Annotated in this window: 21 protein-coding genes, 2 tRNA genes and 1 pseudogene; 6 read left to right on the top strand and 18 right to left on the bottom strand. The window is 47.9% G+C overall.

Features of this window, described 5'->3' with window-relative positions:
* Positions 1-5 precede the first annotated feature (5 nt).
* Positions 6-356, top strand: a complete 351-nt coding sequence (locus tag FMS18_RS15120) for an Hsp20/alpha crystallin family protein (protein ID WP_163295512.1) — start codon at positions 6-8, stop codon at positions 354-356.
* A 70-nt stretch (positions 357-426) separates the two neighbouring features.
* Here the strand turns inward: FMS18_RS15120 and FMS18_RS15125 are convergent, their stop codons facing one another.
* On the bottom strand, positions 427-834 hold the full coding sequence (locus FMS18_RS15125; protein ID WP_163295513.1) for a bacteriohemerythrin: 408 nt from the start codon (positions 832-834) through the stop codon (positions 427-429).
* A gap of 176 nt (positions 835-1010) precedes the next feature.
* Between FMS18_RS15125 and FMS18_RS15130 the strand changes: the two genes are divergently transcribed.
* The gene (locus FMS18_RS15130) at positions 1011-1595 is read left to right on the top strand and encodes a peptidylprolyl isomerase (RefSeq protein WP_163295514.1); all 585 of its coding nucleotides are present in this window, start codon (positions 1011-1013) and stop codon (positions 1593-1595) included.
* A 175-nt stretch (positions 1596-1770) separates the two neighbouring features.
* On the top strand, positions 1771-2385 hold the full coding sequence (locus FMS18_RS15135; protein WP_163295515.1) for a hypothetical protein: 615 nt from the start codon (positions 1771-1773) through the stop codon (positions 2383-2385).
* Here the strand turns inward: FMS18_RS15135 and FMS18_RS15140 are convergent.
* Positions 2382-2843 carry a hypothetical protein gene (locus FMS18_RS15140; protein WP_163295516.1) on the bottom strand — a complete coding sequence of 154 codons (462 nt, stop codon included), beginning with the start codon at positions 2841-2843 and terminating at the stop codon, positions 2382-2384. The genes FMS18_RS15135 and FMS18_RS15140 overlap by 4 nt on opposite strands.
* Before the next feature lie 107 nt (positions 2844-2950).
* On the opposite strand from FMS18_RS15140, the gene FMS18_RS15145 reads away from it, so the two are divergent.
* Positions 2951-3607, top strand: coding sequence for a DUF2959 domain-containing protein (locus FMS18_RS15145; protein WP_163295517.1), 657 nt, complete (start codon positions 2951-2953; stop codon positions 3605-3607).
* 208 nt (positions 3608-3815) lie between these two features.
* Here the strand turns inward: FMS18_RS15145 and FMS18_RS15150 are convergent, their stop codons facing one another.
* The 16 genes and pseudogenes from FMS18_RS15150 to FMS18_RS15225 all read right to left on the bottom strand — a co-directional run bounded on the left by FMS18_RS15150 (position 3816) and on the right by FMS18_RS15225 (position 19588).
* Positions 3816-4199: a hypothetical protein gene (locus tag FMS18_RS15150; RefSeq protein ID WP_163295518.1), complete on the bottom strand. Its 384-nt coding sequence runs from the start codon at positions 4197-4199 to the stop codon at positions 3816-3818.
* Positions 4200-4222: 23 nt separating this feature from the next.
* A complete protein-coding gene (locus FMS18_RS15155; protein WP_136674780.1) occupies positions 4223-4459 on the bottom strand; it encodes a helix-turn-helix domain-containing protein in 237 nt (78 codons plus the stop codon).
* Between the two features lie 368 nt (positions 4460-4827).
* Positions 4828-5964, bottom strand: a complete 1137-nt coding sequence (locus tag FMS18_RS15160) for a radical SAM protein (protein WP_163295519.1) — start codon at positions 5962-5964, stop codon at positions 4828-4830.
* Positions 5965-5966: 2 nt separating this feature from the next.
* Positions 5967-7664, bottom strand: coding sequence for an aldehyde ferredoxin oxidoreductase C-terminal domain-containing protein (locus FMS18_RS15165; protein ID WP_163295520.1), 1698 nt, complete (start codon positions 7662-7664; stop codon positions 5967-5969).
* 78 nt (positions 7665-7742) lie between these two features.
* Positions 7743-8015 (bottom strand): helix-turn-helix domain-containing protein, encoded by a 273-nt coding sequence (locus FMS18_RS15170; RefSeq protein ID WP_203544666.1) that lies wholly within the window; start codon positions 8013-8015, stop codon positions 7743-7745.
* Positions 8016-8224: 209 nt separating this feature from the next.
* On the bottom strand, positions 8225-9817 hold the full coding sequence (locus FMS18_RS15175) for a glycosyltransferase family 39 protein (RefSeq protein ID WP_163295522.1): 1593 nt from the start codon (positions 9815-9817) through the stop codon (positions 8225-8227).
* 153 nt (positions 9818-9970) lie between these two features.
* Positions 9971-10216: pseudogene (fliN, locus tag FMS18_RS15180) on the bottom strand (flagellar motor switch protein FliN); the annotation flags it as partial.
* Positions 10217-10338: 122 nt separating this feature from the next.
* Positions 10339-10974, bottom strand: a complete 636-nt coding sequence (locus FMS18_RS15185; RefSeq protein ID WP_163295523.1) for a hypothetical protein — start codon at positions 10972-10974, stop codon at positions 10339-10341.
* Positions 10975-11168: 194 nt separating this feature from the next.
* Positions 11169-11471 carry a hypothetical protein gene (locus FMS18_RS15190; protein WP_163295524.1) on the bottom strand — a complete coding sequence of 101 codons (303 nt, stop codon included), beginning with the start codon at positions 11469-11471 and terminating at the stop codon, positions 11169-11171.
* Entirely contained in the window at positions 11458-12411 is a 954-nt protein-coding gene (locus FMS18_RS15195; RefSeq protein ID WP_163295525.1) for a metallophosphoesterase, read from the bottom strand. Before FMS18_RS15195 ends, FMS18_RS15190 begins: the two co-directional genes overlap by 14 nt.
* A complete protein-coding gene (locus FMS18_RS15200; protein ID WP_163295526.1) occupies positions 12401-13738 on the bottom strand; it encodes an AAA family ATPase in 1338 nt (445 codons plus the stop codon). Before FMS18_RS15200 ends, FMS18_RS15195 begins: the two co-directional genes overlap by 11 nt.
* Before the next feature lie 175 nt (positions 13739-13913).
* Positions 13914-14639, bottom strand: coding sequence for a tRNA1(Val) (adenine(37)-N6)-methyltransferase (locus FMS18_RS15205; RefSeq protein WP_163295527.1), 726 nt, complete (start codon positions 14637-14639; stop codon positions 13914-13916).
* 123 nt (positions 14640-14762) lie between these two features.
* Positions 14763-16286 (bottom strand): murein biosynthesis integral membrane protein MurJ, encoded by a 1524-nt coding sequence (murJ, locus tag FMS18_RS15210; protein WP_163295528.1) that lies wholly within the window; start codon positions 16284-16286, stop codon positions 14763-14765.
* Between the two features lie 6 nt (positions 16287-16292).
* A complete protein-coding gene (gene mutM, locus FMS18_RS15215) occupies positions 16293-17117 on the bottom strand; it encodes a bifunctional DNA-formamidopyrimidine glycosylase/DNA-(apurinic or apyrimidinic site) lyase (protein ID WP_163295529.1) in 825 nt (274 codons plus the stop codon).
* A 20-nt stretch (positions 17118-17137) separates the two neighbouring features.
* Entirely contained in the window at positions 17138-18316 is a 1179-nt protein-coding gene (locus tag FMS18_RS15220; RefSeq protein ID WP_163295530.1) for a ChaN family lipoprotein, read from the bottom strand.
* 6 nt (positions 18317-18322) lie between these two features.
* Positions 18323-19588: a phenylacetate--CoA ligase family protein gene (locus FMS18_RS15225; protein ID WP_163295531.1), complete on the bottom strand. Its 1266-nt coding sequence runs from the start codon at positions 19586-19588 to the stop codon at positions 18323-18325.
* A gap of 260 nt (positions 19589-19848) precedes the next feature.
* On the opposite strand from FMS18_RS15225, the gene FMS18_RS15230 reads away from it, so the two are divergent.
* Positions 19849-19924 (top strand) — tRNA-Lys (locus FMS18_RS15230).
* A 135-nt stretch (positions 19925-20059) separates the two neighbouring features.
* Positions 20060-20135: transfer RNA gene (locus FMS18_RS15235), tRNA-Lys, on the top strand.
* The last annotated feature ends 38 nt before the right edge of the window (positions 20136-20173 follow it).

Consider the following 20173-nt stretch of genomic DNA (forward strand, 5'->3'; position numbering starts at 1 on the left):
TCAATATGAGTACTGAAAGAAATATAGAAAAATTCAGCCCCGCAACTGACATTGTTGAAAGCGAACAGGGTTTCTACATGTACATGGATCTACCCGGCGTAAGCAAAGAAGAGCTTGAAATAGACCTTGATGAAAACACGCTAATTGTTTCCGGCAAAGCCGCAGCAGTACTTAGTAAAGACGAAAAATTCATTGATCAGGAATTCTGCGAAGGCGAATACACCCGCAGGTTCACCATCGCAGATGTTGTTGACCGCGAAAACATCAAGGCCAATCTAAAAAACGGTGTGCTGGAACTCTTCCTGCCCAAAATGCCGGAAGTGCAGCCCCGCAAGATTAATATTACCAGCGAATAAAAAAGCCTCACTCCTTCATACACCCCTCGAAAAGGGCTCCCTTGCCACGGGGAGCCCTTTCCATTTATCGCTATTCTACACCTTTCTCATTCAAAAACTTTCCTAATTCCTTATCTGTTTTCAAAATATGGTCAGTCAGCCAGTCGGCAAGATATTTGAACACCTTGACCGGCTCAACAGGGTTCCCGGATGTTACCAGCAGATTGAGAGCTTCAGCCTTCATGGTAAAGTCATGATGCATTTTTCCATGTCCCTCTAAAGCAGGATACCCATGTTTCTCCATCAACCTGTCTTCAGTGGAAAAGTGGCTTAGCGCATAGTCGTACATATCCTTTACCAGCTCTTTGAGAACCTTCTCCTCTTCCATATTTTTTACCGAGTCGTAAGCCTTGTTAATCATGTTGATAAGCTGCATATGCTCAGTATCAATGACCCGAACGCCAACAGACAGATCCTCACTCCATTCCAAAATCGGCATAACTGCTCCTTATAATTTCAGATAATAACTCTTCGACCCATAAATTCATACAAAGTTTAAGTATTCACTTACCATTTTTCATGAAACAAAAACACACTTTCCTGCTTTCTTAAGTTTGCCCGCTCCGACTCTTTCTGGTAAACCGCACTAAACCCTTCCAAGGAGGAAATCTTAAAATGAAACTTTTCAAAATATTGCTGGTCAGTGCCCTTTTTTGCGTAGCCCTTTTTGCAGGAACCGCCAATGCTGCCGGGTCCAAGGTTTTCGTTAAATTGCAGACTAACATGGGTAACGTTGTGCTGGAGCTGGATAAAGGCAAAGCTCCCGTCACTGTGGAAAACTTTTTGCGCTATGTAAACGAAGGACATTATGACGGAACCATTTTTCACCGCGTAATTGACGGGTTCATGGTTCAGGGCGGTAACTTCGATAAAAACATGAAGAAACGTCCCACTCACGCTCCTATTGAAAATGAAGCCCGCAACGGTTTGTATAACGACAAGTATACCGTAGCCATGGCCCGTACCAATGATCCACACTCCGCAACCGACCAGTTCTTTATTAATGTGAACGACAACAACTTCCTCAACTTCAAGTCCGAATCAGGCTCCGGCTGGGGCTACGCTGTTTTCGGCAAAGTCATCGGCGGCAAGAAAGTTGTCGACAAGATCGCCAAAACTGTGACCTTCCGCAAAGGCCACTTTGATGATGTTCCGGTAAAACCAATCACTATTATTAAGGCTGAAGAGCTCAAGCAGTAAGACTTAATTAGACCTAAACTATATAACAAAGCCCCTAAAGTATAACTTTTGGGGCTTTTCATTTGCCCTTCGTACACATTGAACTATTTTTATTGATTAAAATATATATTCAATATACAAGACTATATGTTGCGTATTTTAAATAACATTAATCCTTTATCGATAACTACTAATTATGAATGACAACTGGGAACCACCGTGGAATTGGGGTGTTTTTAAAAGAAAACAGTGTAAGCGAGATTATATTTGTTCAGAGCTAGGTGCTAACCACAGAATGGTATGCATTTACGACACATTGCTTAAGAAAGGGTTTAGCGAAACATATTGGCAATATGTGTACCCTGAACAAATAGGAGGATTAATTAAAACTTTTTGTAAAGGTTCTCTTGAACTTCATGTTCGATTCTTTAGAAATGACAAAATTTATGCTGAGATCGAAATTGGTAGATGTGCATACATTCATTTCAGCAAACATCGGTACTATGCGAACAATTATCTTAAGTTACTAATGAAATCTCAAGGAGTTAATGTCCTTGAGTATTTAGATTCAGCCATAGCCAAGTACAAAATAAGCGGAAAGAAAGCTCCTGAATGGAGTGCGAAAAATAAATTTTGCACAACTAAAGTTAAAAAATTGATTAAAACAGCAATGATATTTGGAGACTGGAAGACTTTGAGCTTTCTACTACTGTTGACTGTTTCTGTTATGCCTCAGACAAACTCGGTATTTTTAAGCGTAGCTACGTTTATTCTGATTGTTGCACATATTTTTGCCCCTAAAAAAAGTTAATATCCATTTTCAGAGTAATGATTGAGAAGGTCTCGGAAGTGTTCGTTTGCCTTATTCAATTCTTTAATGAATTCCTCTTCGCACATTGTATTTTTACAAATATTAATCTTGATTTCCAGAGCTCTTAGATTGTTATTCAGAGTAAACGCTAGTCTTTTTTTTGCTGCGGGATTTAACAGAGCTTCTAAGCTGGCCATGACTGTAACGATGATCGCTATAACGGAAGCATGTTTCGTATTAATTAGTCCATCGCCCACCAACTCTGACACCATATTAATAGCTACGAGTAAAGCTCCAGCAGGGACAACCACCTTACAAGCCCAGAACAGCAATATATTTAACCATCTGTAAAAAAAAGTTTCTTTACGCCAAGTTGCAATTTCTTTGCTGAGATAGTCAAATTCAAAATTTACCGGGCAACTATTAGAAGAGCTCAAGACGGTAGGTGATTCATTCATAATTAGTAGTTATCGATAACCACTAAGCTCTCACCTTTTGACAACCCCCCCTCGAACTTTTATGTAAGTGCATACTACAAGCTTCTAAATTCACTCGGAGGAATTTCATGCACCTGAAGAATAAAATACCCCTTTGCCTAATCATCGCCCTGACTCTTGGGCTGGCAGGCTGTCAGTCCGCCTATTATAAAACCATGGAAAGCTTCGGCTACCACAAGCGCGACATCCTTGTTTCCAACGTGGAAAAGGCCCGTGAATCACAAGAAGAAGCCAGCGAGCAATTCAAGAGCGCGCTGGACAAATTCAGTGCCCTGACCGGGTTTCACGGTGGCGACCTTCAGGAAACTTACGAACGCCTCAATGATGAATACGAGCACAGCGAAGCCGCGGCTCTGGAAGTACGTAAAAGAATCGACTCAGTTGAAGAAGTGGGGAATGACCTTTTTGATGAATGGAATACTGAACTTGACCAGTACACCAGCAGAAAGCTGCGCAACGAGAGCCGGGTCAAGCTTTCCAAGACCAAAAGCAAGTTCAAGCGTCTGCTCTCCGCCATGCGCAAGGCTGAAAAGAAAATCGCCCCCGTACTCAACGTCTTCCGGGATCAGGTGCTCTACCTGAAGCATAATCTGAATGCGCAGGCCATTGCCTCACTCAAGTCTGAACTGAACACCCTTGAAGCGGACATCGGCAGGCTGATCAAGGAAATGCAGCGTTCCATTGATGAGGCCGACGCCTTTATTAAAGAGCTGAAGAAAAGCTAGATGCGCTTCGCGATTTTATTAAAAAATTTCGCCTCTGGCGACTTAAACCCTTTTGCAAAAGGTTTTAAGAATCCCAAAACCTCTTAATAAAGCTTCGCCGCTCTATACACCCAATAGCCACTTGGATTAACAACGAAAAAATCCCCGAAGTGAGTACACTCCGGGGATTTTTTCGCGCTTGTTAAGTCTTTTTGCAGCGAAAAACGGCTTAACCGTTAACCACCTGCAACTGTTTTTTTACAAATTCCAATTCGTTTTCAGATTTTCCAGCAGCCTGCTCAGCCAGTGCCTGAGCGCAGAATGTAAGCATCACGTCCGTATCCAGACCCAGCAGAATGGAGCCATTGGAAACAATGCAAGTCTCGCCCTGATCTTCCATCAAGTACGCTCTTTTATCACGTTCCCGACCGTTTCTGGTTGCAATGGAGTATCCTGTGCGCCCCTTCTCGGTACTGAAAATCTTTTCCGAGACCAGCTCCCCGCTGTCCTCATTGTAGTTGAGGGATTCATTTTCAAGCTTTCCGACAAAGGAAATCTGGCCGCCAAAATCATTTTCCAGAGTCACCCGTTTAAGGGCAGCTGACTTTTTCATGATCCTTGTCCACCGATGTTTTCTCAAATGGGCAGTTTCAGTTGCTCAGAACCTTTCTTATCGTCCTTCCCCTTCTTGGGAGCCGCCTGCAAGCCGGATTCAATATATTCCAGCAGGGAACTTTCCGGCACACGCCACTGACTGCCAACCTTGATACCGCGAATCTTTCCCTCCTGAACCAGCCTGTAGGCTGTTCTTGGGTGGATTCTCAGCGTGTCGGCAATCTCACGTACCGTGTATAGCGTAGGCGAGGGTGTCAAAGATTTATCCTGATTTTTCAAAATTACACTACGATGTAGACGTTATGACACTATTTGTCAAAAAATGTCAAAGAAACTCATTCAAGTCACTTCTTTTCTGCAACAATACTCCAACAAGCATCAAATCAACCGAAATTACAGAAAAAATAACGCGCTCACCGTTCCCTCTTTGAATTAATCCGCAACCCACTGCCGAAAAAAATTGTCCTTTTTTCTTAAAAACACGCAAAAAAAGCCCTTCCGGCAGAACCGAAAGGGCTAAATTGCACCATCACAGGGACAGATTTAAAATCTCAATCTAGGATCACGGGGCCATTTGCCGTTGAAACCGTAACAAAAATAAACGGTAAATTCCGACTCCAATGTTGCTAGATGAATCGCTTGATAATCGAATCAATTATTTCATCCATGTTTTCGACGGTGGCCCCCATACCTGCGCAAGTTTGCTCAGCATGGAACCTTTTAACTTTGTCACTGAGATCAGCCACCGTAGAAAGAGAGTGTGTTCTTCGACCAATACAAAAAACAAGCTGATCTTCAGGCGAGAGGCTCAAAAACTTTCGTATAGGTTCCGTCATTTTATCTTTGTCATGGGGAAGAGTCCCGTCTACCTCGGAAAACAGGTTAAGAACATGGTCGCTACGGATCGTACTTGTAATCCCCTCCAGAGAATCCAAAAAAAGCAGGAGTTCTTTGGCAGTATCAACTTCTCCCATCTTCTGAAAAGATCCTTCTTTATTCTGCTTAGCCAGAGGCGTGGAATCCGGCAAAGCCAGTGTGCGCATCCGTATGAAGTCTGGATTTATCCGGTTCATGCAGTCTGCTGTTTCCAGAGCATTTTCACGAGACAACTCCTTCCCCCCAAGCCCCGGCATGAAATACTCGGAAAGCTCCACCCCTGCACGCTTGACTTTTTGCCCCGCTTCTATCTGCCTCGCTTTATCCACTCCCTTTTTTACGGCTTTCAGCACTGCATCCGAACCAGACTCCATGCCGATATGGATACGGTTCAATCCTGCATCGGAGATCCGTTGCATATCTTCGTCGCTGATTTTGGCTATGGATTGGGAACGGGCATAAGAAGTAATACGATCCACATTTGGAAAACATTTTCGAACATGTTCTAATATCTGAATAAGATCATCAGGCGGCATGATCAAACTGTTGCCGTCCTGCAAAAAAATGGATCGCATCATACCGTTGTTGACAAAATTCATCGCTGCATGGGCGACATGTTGATCAAACTCTGCGAACATTCCATAGGTTATGCGCTGTCCGCTCTTTTGTGCTTCCTCGATAAGATCCACTGCCCGGCGCATAGTGTCGATGTCTTGCAGCACGTGCTCGACGGGCCGCACGGAAAACTTAGTCCCTTTGTAAAGTCCGCAAAATGTGCACTGATTCCAAGGGCAATTGCGCGTCAACCTGAGCAACATGCTTCCAGCCTCACTGGGAGGACGGATTGGCCCTTGCTCCACCCCTGTGTATTGTTCAATGGAACGCATTATCAGCTCCCGCCTTCGAAAGATAAGAAGGCATCTTCCAGTTCATTTTTACTGTAGGGAACGACATCGTACATGGGTGAAAGAGGCTCGTCATAAAACATGTCCGGCAGCACATTGTCTTCTTTTTTCAAACCCGCCCGCCTGTTGAAATCAAGCTCCGCCTTCATAATTCGATGTCCGAGTTGAGCCCAATCACTAGAATTAAAGGATCTTCCTGTGATAGCAGAAATTGCTTTGTACATGTTTTCCTGACCGCCAGATTGCGCGAACATGCAAATACCCGTGGCATCCACCGCAGCCATGTTGACCTGAGATGATTCGGACATATTCATGAGCATTTTCGTGGCCCCGCGTGCTCCACCCACAAAACCGGCAGTATGGTCACCTCCCTGTGGCGAAGTTGCGTAGGTCACTCCCATGCCCGGCATGGCGCGGGGGTCATAGCCCGCAATAGATTGCCCTTTGATACTAGGCACGCGAGGATGATTGAAATGAGCTCCGACAGCTTCCGGGCCGTGTCCGACAAGGTCTCCCATGCTGGTCCCCTCAGCAACTTCTTCCACAAGAGCAATCGCTCCGGCTCCATCACCAAACTCAAGATGTCCAGCATCCATAGCAACCGCAATGGCTGTCCCGGTATTCATGGTGTCCAACCCTATGTCGTCGCAAAGGAAATCAAGCTTTGCCACTACATCAAGGTCATCCACGCCGATCATAGCACCCATGGCCCACATGGTTTCATATTCCAAACCAGAAGTAATCGCGTTGCCAACAGCATCTACATAGACATTGGAGCAGTTGATGATGCATTTGCTGCATCCCTTATGAGTGGTCTGCCCTCCGCGTTTTCGGATAATCCGGGCCATACTGTCACCGTTAATCGCGTCTGCTCCTTCAAAACTGCCCTGCCGTGCATTTCGAGTCGGCAATGCTCCGCCGGCATTGGTGCTGGCAAGAATGGAAGCGGTTCCGAACTGCGGCAAGACCTGACTTGCCCATCCATCACTTTGTATTCCACGGACAAAATTTCTGGCTGTTTCATTCATAAGCGCAGCATCGCTTACTTCCATCATCGACTTGCCTTGCCGGGAAACAATCAAACTCTTCAGCCCCTTTGAAGCCATAACTGCTCCAAGCCCCCCCCGAGCCGCAGCCCGGCTTGGATTGCCATTGGGGTCTGTTACCTGAATGGAAGCTGAATGAAGGCTGCGTTCTGCAGCCGGCCCGGCGCATGCAATGGATATTTGATCTCCATGCTGCTTGATGAGCGCTTGGGTAAGGGCATAGTTATGCATTCCTGCATGCTGCCCGGCATCGACAAGGCTGACAGAACCTTTTTCGTCGATAACTATGTGATGTAAGCCGCTATCTTCGGGCTGGCCTTCAACGATAATTCCGCGAATTCCGTGCCGAGCCAAAGCCAGAGCCATAGTTCCGCCGACATTGGATTCCTTGATGCCTCCGGTCAACGGGCTTTTGGCTCCGATGGATAATCTGCCCGTATTAACCAAAGGAGTACCGCTTAGCAGTCCCGGGGCAAATATAAGTATATTTTCCTTGCCAAAAGGATCACAGTCAGCAGGAACCAAGTCATTTATCATGATTGAAGTCAGCCCCCGGCCGCCCAGCATGGCATACTGTTTCGGAACGGGTCTTTCTTCGATCACAGCTGTAGTCATATTTATGTGAATGAATTTCATTATGTCCTCCAATTAAATAATCAAATATCGCGAATAAACGATATTCTTTGGTGTGACAGAGTGCCACGACTCCGCCAACTACAGTTCTGAGCTAATAAACCCAGCCAACTGCTGAATACCTTCCTCGTTTCGCTGATAATACGTCCACTGTCCGATTCGCTTACAATTAAGCAATCCGGCCTTTTTCAGAATTGCAAGATAGCTGGAGGTAGTAGACTGTGTGATATTCGCCTTTTTCTTGATCAGGGAAACACAAACATAACCCTTTCCCTGCTCTTCTTCAGGCAGGTGTTCCATTTTTTCAAAATGAATCTCAGGCTCTTTCAACCATTTAAGTATGTTAAGACGCATAGGGTTAGCTAGCGCTCTAAAAGTGTCGTCAATGTTCATAGATATCACAATATCGCGTTTTATCGATATGTCAAGACAGCACTTTCGCTTGAAAATAGTTTGGGTTGATGTCGCGTGAAAGCTATATACGCTCTCCGCAACATCAACCCAGATTAAACTTACTCACACAGAAACACCCTAGAATGCAGACATCTGGCTGCAAATAAATACTAAAATCTCAATCTAGGATCACGGGGCCATTTGCCGTTGTAACCGTAGCAAAGATAAACGGTAAATTTACGAGCCGGTTTTCCCCGAAAAGTAGTCTGGATATGGATGGGCGAGCTGACCCGCTCGAACATCTCCTTCATCTCTTCGTTTGTATTGCTGTGAAATTTTTTGATCACATATACGCAATCCCAGCCGATCTTATCTTCAGGACCGGGCCAGAGGTCATACTGATTCATGCGACGATCAATCCATGCGCAGTAAGTGCGCGGCTGGCCCGGTACATAGAAAGCCAGAGCAGCAGTCATGTCATACTCGTCACTCATGACGAAGACCTTAGAAGGATCTTTAAACTGGGTCTTTTCCAGCTCCACCACCTGCTGGCCGAGGTCGGTCCAGCCTTTAAGGCGATGGGTGGGGTTGAGGTGGTCCGGCAGGGGTACCAGATTCTGGAAGTGAAGAACCACAAAAATCACAAGACTCAAGGTCATCCACAGGGAGCGAAAACGTCCTCTGCGGCCCCAGAAGCTCTCAAATGCAAACCCGGCAATCATTACGCCGCTGACATAAGAGATCACCGCCCAGTTGCCGAGTACCTTGGCGTGAAAACTCCAGACAAAAAAGAAAATCCAGACCGGCAGAAAAAAAACAGAAAGCAAAGCACTCTGCCTGTGATTCAGATTCATCAGGTTACGCCCTTTGCCTTTAAGAACAAAAAACAAAGCAGCAAATCCGCCGATAAACATGAATACCAGCCACCATGGAGTAGCCATACCGACCTGTTCGCCGAAAAACGGCAGAAAACGGTCAAAACGCAGCAAGTGCGAAGCCTTATTCCCGGAAGCTCCGATCAGGTGCAGCACATGCTTATAGCCAACAAAACTATTTTGCATGTTCCAGATCAAGGTCGGCAGGAAGCCAAGGAAAAGTCCTCCGCCCAGAGAAAGAAACAGCTTGCGCCAGAAACCGCGTGGCAGCCTTTCCCGACGCATAAGCAGCAGCCCGTACATAACCGAAAGCCCGGCAAAACCGAGCATGGTGTACTTAGCCAGAATGCCGACTCCGAAAAAAAGACTAATCAGAACAAAAGGCTTGGTCTGTGATTCATTGGAATCACGCTCCAATCCCGGAGGATGCGGAATAGAAGCCTTGTACAAAGCGAAAAGAGCGCAACTCCAGCAGAGAATAAATGGATTATCCGTGGTCATCAGGATTCCAAGAGCCAGATAAACAGGCATGGAATTATAGATGATCAGGGTCCAAATTGCCGCGATGGGTCTTTTCCACATCCGGGCGACGCCCCAGAAAAGCACAATCTGGGTTAAAAATGAACCGACCACCGAGCCGAAGCGTACCCCGAATTCAGTATTACCGAAAACGGAAGTCCACAGCCCGATAATCCAGGCAATGAGCGGCCCCTTGGAGTAATAAGTGAGCTGCATGTGCCGGGTCCAATCCCAATACTGGGATTCATCCTGCACAAGGTTGAGCTGTCCGGTTCCCAGAAACCAGAGACGGGCAAAAGTACTTATGAAAATTATGGCTACAGCCCAGATTACGGGCTTGCTTTTAAACGAATCATTTAACGATGACACTTAATGTGACCTCCTTGCGAGGAAACTTCTTATCCGAGGCTGCATGAGAAGACAACAGCCCGTTTTACGGCAGATACGCCCAAAAACAAAGCCCCCGTTAGCAGGGGGCGGAAAATTCAGGAAAATCTTTTCACGGATTCCGGCTGTTCCCAGTTACAGGCCCAGCTTTTTGATCCTGTCTTCAGGCTTGATAATCTCAGTGACCCTGAACCCAAAATTTTCATTGATTACAACTAATTCACCGCGCGCAACCAACCGACCTTCCACATACATGTCCAGCGGTTCCCCGGCCAGCTTATGCAGCTCGATAACGGTACCCTGACCGAACTGGATAATTTCATTGACCAGAAGTTTGGTCCGCCCCATCTCAACCTTAACTTCAAGGGGGATGTCCAGAATACGTTTCAGACTTTGCTCAGCCATTTATATAAACTCCACTAAAAATCTTAATTAACTGGGGGCAGGATACAGCAAAAATCCGCAAACAACCAGCAAAAGCCCGGCTCTTTAATTTCAGGACCTTACTTGACCCGCTCCACTATAGGTCCGCCATCCTTTTGTGGTTGCAAAGCCAGAATACCGTCCGCGCTTTCAGAAAACAGATCCAGCGGATGATGACTGATAACCAGCACCTGAAAACCCAGCCGCTCGGCAATGGTCCTGATCAGCTCCATAAATCCGGGCACAAGGTCAGGACGGAGCCAGCAGTCCTGCTCATCCAGCACCAGAAAAGGTCGATGCGCTTCAGGATTTAGCCTCGACAAAGCGATGAGCCGCAACCCCACGGACAAAATATTACACACCGAACCGCCCTGCCCGACCATAATATCTTCTTCGCCGCCCTGATTCATAATCTGGAAATCGACCTGCAATTTCTTATCGCGGATAGATGCAACGGCCTTAACTTCGCGATCCTGTCCCAGAATTTCACGGATGGCATGAGTCAGATTGGTCTCCAGTTCGCTCAGCAGTTCGCCAAACAGAGCCGTAGAAAGCTCTTCCAGCCGCTCAGCCGCACCCGGTGCCAGCTCTAAAAAGTCATCGATTTTACGCCCGTCTTCACGCAAGGATAGCCAATCGTCCAAACGTGACGAAGCCTTAGCGCTTAAACGGTCAGCTCTACGTTCTAGAGATTCAAGAGTAGGAATATCTGTCATGAATGCCTCCGGCGGCTCTCCGAGGGCCAAAGAAACTTTTTGGAAAAAGTTTCTCTGGACTCTCCAAAAACTTTTAGTAGGGCTTCGCCGTTTTTATTTGCACAATTTTCCATTACCAAAGAGATTAAAACTATCAAAAGGTTTTGGGATTCTTAAACCCTTTTGCAAAAGGGTTTAAGCCGCCGGAGGCATTCTTACCCCTGCTCTAGATTATCCAAGCCCTCTTTAATCGACATGATGTGCGCACGGTATTCGGTGACCAGCCGTGCGTTTTCGGACTTTTTTTCTTCCAGCAGCTTGGCAAGCTCCTGCGGGTCGCTAGTTCCGTACTGCGCTTTGGCTTCTTCTTCGAGAGAGGCAAGCTGGCTGGTGGTACTGGCTAATTCCTGCTCAGTACGGATTTTCTTATCATGCAACCATTTATGTTGCTCTTTGAGTAGATTCAATTCCTGCTCAAGACCGTTAGCGGGCTGATTTGCACCGTTATTCATTGCCATCGGTAACCTCCGTATACAATTCCCAGATGAGCGTGCTTTCCGGCTCTTCCGGGTCAATATTATCTGTTAAAAACTGCTTCAAGCCCTCGCCCTCATGGGTCCTTTTCCATGCCAGCCGCTCAAGGCCCTGTAAAAATTTTGATTCCGCTGCTTCCGCATCTTCAGCTTCAGGTAAAAATTCCTGATTCGGGAATACCTCATAAAAATAGCGGTGTGGGATTTCCCATTTTTCAAGATCCTCGCACTCCGGGGTCCAGATTGCTCCCTGCGGTTTACGCTCAAGGGCCAACCGGGAAAAAACCAGCCGGGTGATGTTACCGGGGTTGGCCCACGTGGTCATGCCTTTGGTGATCGATTCACGCGGGCGATGGATATGCCCGTTGATAATCCAATCTATGCCCGATTTTTCTTTAATGGCATGCTGTTTTTTCTCGCACTCAGGAAAAGAAATATTGTGATGGGTCACCCAGACCACTTTAATATATTTGCCATCTTCGCGCTCAAATTCCTTGGGAATGGGAGTGGAATCAGGAGAAGCACCGACCAGCACCAGCCCTTGCGGAGTTTGCAGCTCAAAGGCCGGACCCTGCTCACTCACCATCCGGATTACACCTGCGGCATCAAGTACTGCCATGGAAACATCCGGGGTGAATCGGGCCTGATATTTATCATGATTACCCACCAGCACGAACGGTTTGTACTGCGCGAACAACCCGATCATATCCACCAGCAGGGAATTGCCGTTATCACGCGGCCAATGAAAGAGGTCACCAAGAATAAGCGGGACCATATCCAGCTCTTCCGCACGCTTGAAACAGGCTTCAAGCTTATCCAGCACATCTGCCGCAAAATCACCCAGCCGCTGCCCCGGAGGAGTGGAGGCAATATGCGGGTCCCCGATCAGGAAAAGCCCTTTAGCTTCAACTTTTTCAAGACTCATGGCTGTCCCCGATCATTTTCTGCGCATCCAGATCTCCGCCGCAGAGCGGACAATTGCCGATCTCAGTAAGCCGCACTTCAATACGTTCCTTAAGCTCTGTTTCAGACTGCTCCAGCTCATGCAAATTCTTTTGCGCATCCGCCTGCGCTTTTCGTAAAGAAGAAAGATTGTCCATAACCTGCATAAGCGGCGAAAAATCATGAAGTTCCGGCGGATCATCCAAGGGAGCCAAAACATCTACCCTGCGTGAAATATTCTCCCGAAAAGCATGGCTGCGGGTCAGGTTGCTGATGGTTGCAGAAAGAACCGAAAGGTCTTCCAGATCTGGCGGAGAAGCGAGTGGTTCCAAAATCTTACGCCGTACGGACTGATTTTTTTCTGCGAAAGACAATTGGTTTTGCTGCGCTAGGTCCGATTCCAACTGCTGTACCGGAAAAAGTTCCGGCGGTACTTCCAACCTATCCAAAGACTCAGATCTTGCTTTAAGACTTACCCCGTGGACACGTAGATTCTGCATGCCCGAAACGATCCGTTCCAGCGGACCGGAAGGGAACAACTCCGGTGCTTCCCGCAATTCCGACAACTCTTTTTCCCGCGCGCTGAGGCTGGCTTTATAGTTTTCAAGCTCGCCTTTACGCTGCAAAACTCCTTCAACCGCCGGGATTTCCTTCTCCAGAATATCCATCTGCCCTTTGAGTTCGCGGGCCGTTTCCAGTTCCAGATTCACATCCGGCAGGGTTTGCAATTCATCCAGCTCTACGCGAATTTCATCCAGCTTCTGCTGTTGAAATTTCTTTTCACGCTTAGCAGCCCGGACCCGATTTTTAAGTTCCGTCTGCATAGCCAGCAGATGCGAAGCCTCAGATGATGACGCAAAGAACTGGGCCGCAACGGACGATGGCTGATCAAGCAGAAAAATAGGATTGCGCTGATTACCGATGTGCACGTCCAGCGATTTACCGCCTTCCAGCGGAACCTGATTGAGCCTTAAAATATTCAGAATATCTTCCGGGGTGTTGCGCCCGAATTTGGCATAGACTTCCCATTCTTCTTCGCCGGGACGCAGCACTTCGTACCAGGCAGTAGCCTTCTTACGAATCCACGCCACACGCACGCCGTCGTCCATTTCCAGCTCAACACGGGCTTTCTTGGCTCCGTGACGAATAAAATGTTTGGGCAACGGGTTGGTAGCAATGCAGCGCAAAGCCTCAACAACGGAAGATTTACCGCTGTTGTTAGGACCGGTCAGCACGGTCATGCCCGGACCGAGTTCAATCTCAGTTTCCGCATGGGCTAAGAAATTTTCTAGAAGAATTTTTTTGATCAATGTGCCTCCGGCGGCTGGGGAAGGGGAGAAAAAACTTTGCTAACGCCCAAAGATTTTCTCTCCCCTTCCCCAGACCCCATCCCCTCTCTTTCAAAGACGTTTTAGTTAAGCTTCTGGCCTTTTCGAAAAAGAGGCTTTCAAAATTTGTTCTGGTAATTCTTTACCTATGGATGATCTACTTGGCAATGAATGGACAATACTCAACAGCAGATTCAGTCAGAGAATTATCTTTCTCAAATAGAATCACCGGAGCTTCCATAATCAAGCCCGGCTTGCCGCCCTTCACAGCTTCAAGCATCACCACTTTGGACGGCGCATCTATACGCCCGTGAATAAATTTCATGCGCTTAGGTTCCAGCTTATGGCGGGTGAAAGAGTTAACCAATTCGGTCAGCCGTTCGGCTAGAAAAACAAAGCAGACCCTGCCCCGATTACGGACCATGCGTGAGGCCGTAGCGACAAACGCATCAAGATCACAATCAACCTCGAAGCGGGCCTTGTTGCGGGAATCGTCCGGGCATGCTTTGCCCCTGCCCTCGCTGCGGTAAGGCGGGTTGGAAACAACCAGATCGTAACTCCCGGCGGGCGCAAAGTCCGGCTCACAGACATTGCCCTGTACGATGCCGATTTCTTCAGCAAAACCCAGCCGCCGCACGTTCTCTCCAGCAGCCGCAACCATTTCCGGGTTGATTTCCAGTCCGGTGATAGTCAGCCCCTTATCCGGGTGGAACAGCATGATGCCTAACGGTATAACCCCGCTTCCGGTACCGAGATCGAGAATTCGGGCATTCTTCGGAACAGAGACGAAGCTGCTGATTAAAAGAGAATCAGTAGAAAATCGAAAGCCAGTTTCAGGCTGCACAAGTCCACGGGGAAAATATTTTCTTGATTCTTCAGACATATTTTTTACAGCGCAAAATTGTGCGAAACAAAGCGGCGAAGCCCTAACAAAAGTTTTTGAAGAGTCCAGAGAAACTTTTTTCAAAAAGTTTCTTTGGCCCTCGGAGAGCCGCCGGAGGCCTACCTACCCTTGCCTGCGGCGTAATGCCCCAATCAACATGCGGGCATCGTCTGACTTGAGCAACAGCGAACCAGCCCCGTACACCGCCACCCAGACCGGGATAAGTGCGCACCATAAAATATCATACCGTGTGGAATACCATGCGCCTGCCCCGATCAATGCACTGAGCAGCACACTCTTTGCCACGCTGACAAACGGCAATGGAAACAGGCCCGTCCTGCGACCCATAATTATTGCGAGAAACAAGCAATTAAGCATGGATGACAAAGAAACCGCCAAGGCCAGCCCCACATGGGCGATATGCTGCATGAGAAAATAGCCGACACCAACGTTAACCAGCAGACAGAGAATAGCAACCTTAACCGGGGTCCGGGTATCTTCCTGCGCATAGAAAGCTGAAACGAGAGGCCGGGACATAGCAATGAACGGCAAACCGATTCCGTAAGCCATAAGAGCCTGCGCTGTGGCAGAAACCGCCTTTGCATCAAAGGCCCCGCGCTCAAAAAGCAATCCTATAAGCGGCTCAGCAAGGGAAACAAGGCCAGCCATGGCGGGCAGGGAAATGAACAGGATGAGGCCCACACTCTGCTTGAGGGTCTGGGCAAAATCATCATGCTGCCCTTCCACATAAAGCTTTGCCAGACTTGGCAGGGCTGCAGTGCCTACCGCGATTCCAAACACACCAAGCGGAAACTGCACCAGACGGTCGGCATAATAAAGATAGGAAACCGATCCCACGGGTAAAAAAGAGGCCAGCAGCGTACCGAGAACCACGTTGATCTGATAGACCGCCGCGCCCAGTACCGTGGGCAGCATGAGCTTGCCCATGCGCTTCACGCCGGGGTTGTCCAGTTCTGCCTTACCACGCCAATGCAGCCCCATACGCTTGAGATAGGGCTGTTGCAGCATCCATTGCAGCACTCCGCCAATGAGTACACCCCAAGCCATGAACAGGGCTACGCTGTTCCCGGTAAAATAACCGATCAAGGCCGAGCTAATCAGGGCCACGTTGAGCATGCACGGAGCCAGTGCCGGAGCCAGAAAATGGCCCATGCTGTTCAGGATGCCCATGCAAAGCGCAACACCGCAAATAAAAATAACATAAGGGAAACAGACTCTTACCAGATCAACTGTAAGAGACATCAACACGGGGTTGTCGCCAAAGCCCGGTGCAATGAGCAGGACCAGATATTTCGCGCCCACAATTGCAAGCACGGTCAGTACGCCGAGGATGAGCAGCAGCCAAAGCATGGCTGATCTAGCCATTTCAAAGGCCGCGCCTTCGCCCTTTTCTTTGCGCACCCGGCTGAAAACCGGGACAAAAGCCATAGTCAGCGACCCTTCCCCGAACAAACGGCGCAGCAGGTTAGGAATGCGAAAGGCCACAAAGAATGCATCCGCAGGCAAGCCCGCACCAAGGGCGAACGCAACAATAAGGTCCCTGGCAAAGCCAAGGACCCTTGAAAGCAAAGTTGCCCCGGCTACTACCGAGGCATTGCGCACTATTTTGCTGGATTCAGCTGTCATAAATTACTAATCACTCATTTTCTGGCAATTACTGCAATAAGTAGAACTTCTTCCAGCTACAGTAGCGGATTCAAATATTTTACCGCAATCGGGGCAGGATTCACCTTTTTTGCCGTATACTTTGAAGCTGTTCTGAAATCCCCCGGCATCGCCTCCGGCATCTACGTAATCGCGAATGGAGCTGCCGTTTTCCTGAATGGCCAGCTTGAGTACGGCCTGCAATTCAATAAAAAGCTTGATCAGAGATTCCTGCGAAAGATCAGAAGCCTTGGCCTTGGGGTGGATACCGGAACGAAACAGGGATTCATCGGCGTAAATATTGCCGCACCCGGCAACCACGGACTGATTGAGCAGCAAGCCCTTGATCTGGGCCTTGCGTCCGGTGATGCGTTCGGCAAGCTCCTCAGCTGTTACTTCAAGCGGTTCGGGACCGAGTGTTTTGTAAAAATCCCATTCCTGAAGCTCTTCATTGTTCAGGGCGCGCACTTCACCAAACTTGCGGGTATCGTGAAATTCTATTGAACCGCCGTCAGTGAGTCCAAAAACAACGCGAGTGTGCGGTTCAGGAGTGGTCGGACCTTCATGAGCCAATACCCGTCCAGTCATCTTGAGATGAAAGGTTACGTGCAGATCTTCGCCAAGATCCATAATAAGCAACTTGGCCCGGCGATGGATGCGGGTAATCTTCTCCCCGGCAACACGGGAGGAAAAAAGATACCACGGCATTTTCACAGAACTGTGGTTGAGAATTTTAACAGATTCAATTGTCTTGCCTTCAAGAGACTTGGCAAGACCACGGGATATTACTTCTACTTCCGGCAATTCTGGCATTTTACACTTCCTGAAATATCTTATTTATCTTTCTTCATGCGGGTCAGCCGGCCCATATCAAGATCAAAGAGTTCGCCGCGACGATCAATGGTAAAGATAAGCGGCTTATCTTCCTTATGGGCTTTTGATCCGGCCATGTGCATGGCTGCAAGGCTGGTTACGGGAATCCCCTGTGCCTTGGCAATGATATCACCGGGACGCAAACCTTTCTTGTAACCCTTAAGGTCCCTTTTCACAGCGGTGATTACAGCCCTTCCCTGACGAATTTCAATGGTCATACCCATACGGCTTTCATAGGACGGCGGACAGTAAAAAAAAGAATCCGCCGCTGTGGGATAAAATTCACCACCCCGCCAGGGCATGATGGTCATAACCTTGGCCTGCGGGTCAAGTGTTTTCAGCCTGCGGGGAATCCCCCAGCCATGCTCAACGTGCCCGCCTCCGGCAAGTATAACCACCGGATTACCGGTACTCTTGCGCAGCTCAACAGCTTTTTCAGCCATACCAGTATCCCAGAGGGACTGGACAAGAAAGAAACGTTCTATCTGCTTGGAATCAGTAGCATCACGGCCCTGATGCATGGCAAGGACTTCTTTTAATCCCTCCTCCTGTTCAGGCGCGGGAGAGATAACTTCGCTCGGCAGCATGGCCCTATCTTCAACGGACAAACCATCAAGCCCCTTTTCGCGAACCTCTTTGACCAGACGGAAGGGAAAATTAAGCCCACCCATAGTCAGCCTGCGTTTTTCCGCCAAATCGAAAATGGGCTTGAACATGTTGAAATCGTACCGCCAGCCATTTTTCCAATCCAGTTCTTTAGAAAGTTCCGCGACCGGAATCTGTCCGAGATTGAAACGGTTGAGGACATCCTGCTTCTGTGCAGTGACCATTTCAAGACCGATAGCAACCTTTTGATGCCCACGGGTCAACCCTTCGATAATTTCAAACTGGGCTTTGTGATCACAGATGGAGGTATGCCCTTCCCCGACAAGCACGTAATCGGCCTTTGACGCTTCGGCCATGAGCTTATCAAACGGCAGGGAATCGCCTACCGGGTCAAGATAATCCCCGGAACAAGGCAGGAATGAGACAGCCATTTCAGGTGGAAGACTCTTTTTCACACATCCGCCGAGCACAAAAAAAAGTGCGCAAAGGACCAGAACGGTCCTTGCGCACTTGTTAACTATATTGCAAGCCATACTGGGCTAGTCCCAGTTACGCTTATCTTCAATGGGTCTGATCTGCGGAGGCAGTGAGCCGGGAGTCAGAACCTTGAGGATGGGGCGCAGCTTGATCTTTTCACGGAACATGTGCAGCAGCTCATCTTCACGCTTAAAGTTGGAGACCTCAATATTCAGGGTCATCTCATCAATGCCGCCGGGGTTGGTAACTTCGATCTGCCAGCGTTTGACTTCTTCGAAGTGAGCCATAACCTGCTCCACCTGATGGGGGTATACGAACATCCCCTTGATACGTGCGGTGGTATCCACGCGACCGACAATATTGCCGAGACGCGGTGTGGAACGTCCGCAAGGACATGGGCTGCGGTCGATGTAGCTCAGATCGCCGGTGGCGAGTCTGATCAGCGGGTAGGTTTTGTTGAAAGCGGTGATTACGATTTCGCCAACCTCGCCGTCCTTGAGCGGAATACCGGTATCAGGATGGCAGATTTCAACAAAAGCACGGTTGGTGATGTGCAGACCATTTTTGTGGTAGCACTCGTAACCGATACAACCGACATCTGCGGTTCCGTAGCCCTGACGCATGATCAGGTCGAATTTCTTCTCCAGATCGGAACGCATTTTCTCGGAGAATTTTTCCCCGGTGACAAATGCAACTTCAAGGTACAGATCCTTACGCAGGTTCAAACCGGCTTCTTCCGCCTTCTGAGCCAGATGCATAAGGTAGCTGGGGGTACCGACATAGCCGGTAACGCGCAGTTTCTGCATAATTTCAAGCTGGCTGTTGGTAGAACCGGGACCAGCAGGAACAACCGCACAATTCAGATTGCGCAGAGGTTCTTCAAACATGAGTCCTGCGGGAGCCAGATGATAGTTAAAGGTAATCTGGGCTACGTCTCCGGAACGGAAACCCGCAGCGTAGAAACCTTCAGTCCATCCCCAGTAATCTTCGGAACGGTCTTCGGGATCGAAGATGGGACCGGGAGACAAAAAGATACGGCGTAGTTCACCGAGATCTTTGGTCAGGAGTCCGCCGAGACGGGGTCCCATGGATTGCAGAAAGATCAATTCTTTCTTTTTTAAGATAGGTATATGTTTAAGGTCAGCAAGTTCTTTAAACTTATCGACCTGAAACTGTGCTCTGTCGAAGCGTTTTTTGACATCTTCAGAATAACGGTAGGCATAGGTCAGAAGTTCTTTGAGCTGCAAAGCGCAATATTGGCGTCTTTCACCTTCATCAAGTACTTCGCGACGGCTGTAGATGCCTTCGGTACGGTCTTTACGTGTCATTTATAGATTTCCTCCATAATTTATTGCTGAGCAAGGAGTCGGCACTCCACTCAGCTTAGACAACATATGTAAAATTAACTCATTTGTCAACTTTCATAACTTTTATCCATTAATTTCAGTACAATAACTCAAAACGACGTTTTCTCAAGGTATATTGAGGAAACATAATTCTAACACCAAAACAAAAAAAATAAACTTTTTCATTTTTTTTGTTGACAGAAAGATGCTGTCTGGATAAAAGCTTCTTCGTTCGCACGGATGGGTCGTTAACTCAGTTGGTAGAGTATCTGCCTTTTAAGCAGAGAGTCGCTGGTTCGAGCCCAGCACGACCCACCACTTAACATTCGGCGAACACACTCCGCAAAATGCGGAAATGATCTTTCAAAACAGCGGTCATTAAATTGATTACAAAAAAAGCTTGACAGACATTAAGCCAATTGCTAATCTTGATAGACGCGCTTTAAAATATATGGGTCGTTAACTCAGTTGGTAGAGTATCTGCCTTTTAAGCAGAGAGTCGCTGGTTCGAGCCCAGCACGACCCACCATTTTGAAAGAAAAGGGCATTTCATCTAAAGATGAAATG

Origin of the sequence: Desulfovibrio sp. JC022 (assembly GCF_010470665.1) — a bacterium.
Classification (GTDB): domain Bacteria; phylum Desulfobacterota; class Desulfovibrionia; order Desulfovibrionales; family Desulfovibrionaceae; genus Maridesulfovibrio.

Bases quoted from the DNA above. Each gene is read 5' to 3' on its own strand.
- FMS18_RS15165 (WP_163295520.1), bottom strand. From the start codon at position 7,664: ATGAAATTCATTCACATAAATATGACTACAGCTGTGATCGAAGAAAGA.
- FMS18_RS15170 (WP_203544666.1), bottom strand. From the start codon at position 8,015: ATGCGTCTTAACATACTTAAATGGTTGAAAGAGCCTGAGATTCATTTT.
- FMS18_RS15190 (WP_163295524.1), bottom strand. From the start codon at position 11,471: ATGGCAATGAATAACGGTGCAAATCAGCCCGCTAACGGTCTTGAGCAG.
- FMS18_RS15225 (WP_163295531.1), bottom strand. From the start codon at position 19,588: ATGACACGTAAAGACCGTACCGAAGGCATCTACAGCCGTCGCGAAGTA.
- FMS18_RS15185 (WP_163295523.1), bottom strand. From the start codon at position 10,974: ATGACAGATATTCCTACTCTTGAATCTCTAGAACGTAGAGCTGACCGT.
- mutM (WP_163295529.1), bottom strand. From the start codon at position 17,117: ATGCCAGAATTGCCGGAAGTAGAAGTAATATCCCGTGGTCTTGCCAAG.
- FMS18_RS15120 (WP_163295512.1), top strand. From the start codon at position 6: ATGAGTACTGAAAGAAATATAGAAAAATTCAGCCCCGCAACTGACATT.
- FMS18_RS15145 (WP_163295517.1), top strand. From the start codon at position 2,951: ATGCACCTGAAGAATAAAATACCCCTTTGCCTAATCATCGCCCTGACT.
- FMS18_RS15130 (WP_163295514.1), top strand. From the start codon at position 1,011: ATGAAACTTTTCAAAATATTGCTGGTCAGTGCCCTTTTTTGCGTAGCC.
- FMS18_RS15195 (WP_163295525.1), bottom strand. From the start codon at position 12,411: ATGAGTCTTGAAAAAGTTGAAGCTAAAGGGCTTTTCCTGATCGGGGAC.
- FMS18_RS15150 (WP_163295518.1), bottom strand. From the start codon at position 4,199: ATGAAAAAGTCAGCTGCCCTTAAACGGGTGACTCTGGAAAATGATTTT.
- FMS18_RS15140 (WP_163295516.1), bottom strand. From the start codon at position 2,843: ATGAATGAATCACCTACCGTCTTGAGCTCTTCTAATAGTTGCCCGGTA.
- FMS18_RS15160 (WP_163295519.1), bottom strand. From the start codon at position 5,964: ATGCGTTCCATTGAACAATACACAGGGGTGGAGCAAGGGCCAATCCGT.
- murJ (WP_163295528.1), bottom strand. From the start codon at position 16,286: ATGACAGCTGAATCCAGCAAAATAGTGCGCAATGCCTCGGTAGTAGCC.
- FMS18_RS15135 (WP_163295515.1), top strand. From the start codon at position 1,771: ATGAATGACAACTGGGAACCACCGTGGAATTGGGGTGTTTTTAAAAGA.
- FMS18_RS15205 (WP_163295527.1), bottom strand. From the start codon at position 14,639: ATGTCTGAAGAATCAAGAAAATATTTTCCCCGTGGACTTGTGCAGCCT.
- FMS18_RS15220 (WP_163295530.1), bottom strand. From the start codon at position 18,316: ATGGCTTGCAATATAGTTAACAAGTGCGCAAGGACCGTTCTGGTCCTT.
- FMS18_RS15125 (WP_163295513.1), bottom strand. From the start codon at position 834: ATGCCGATTTTGGAATGGAGTGAGGATCTGTCTGTTGGCGTTCGGGTC.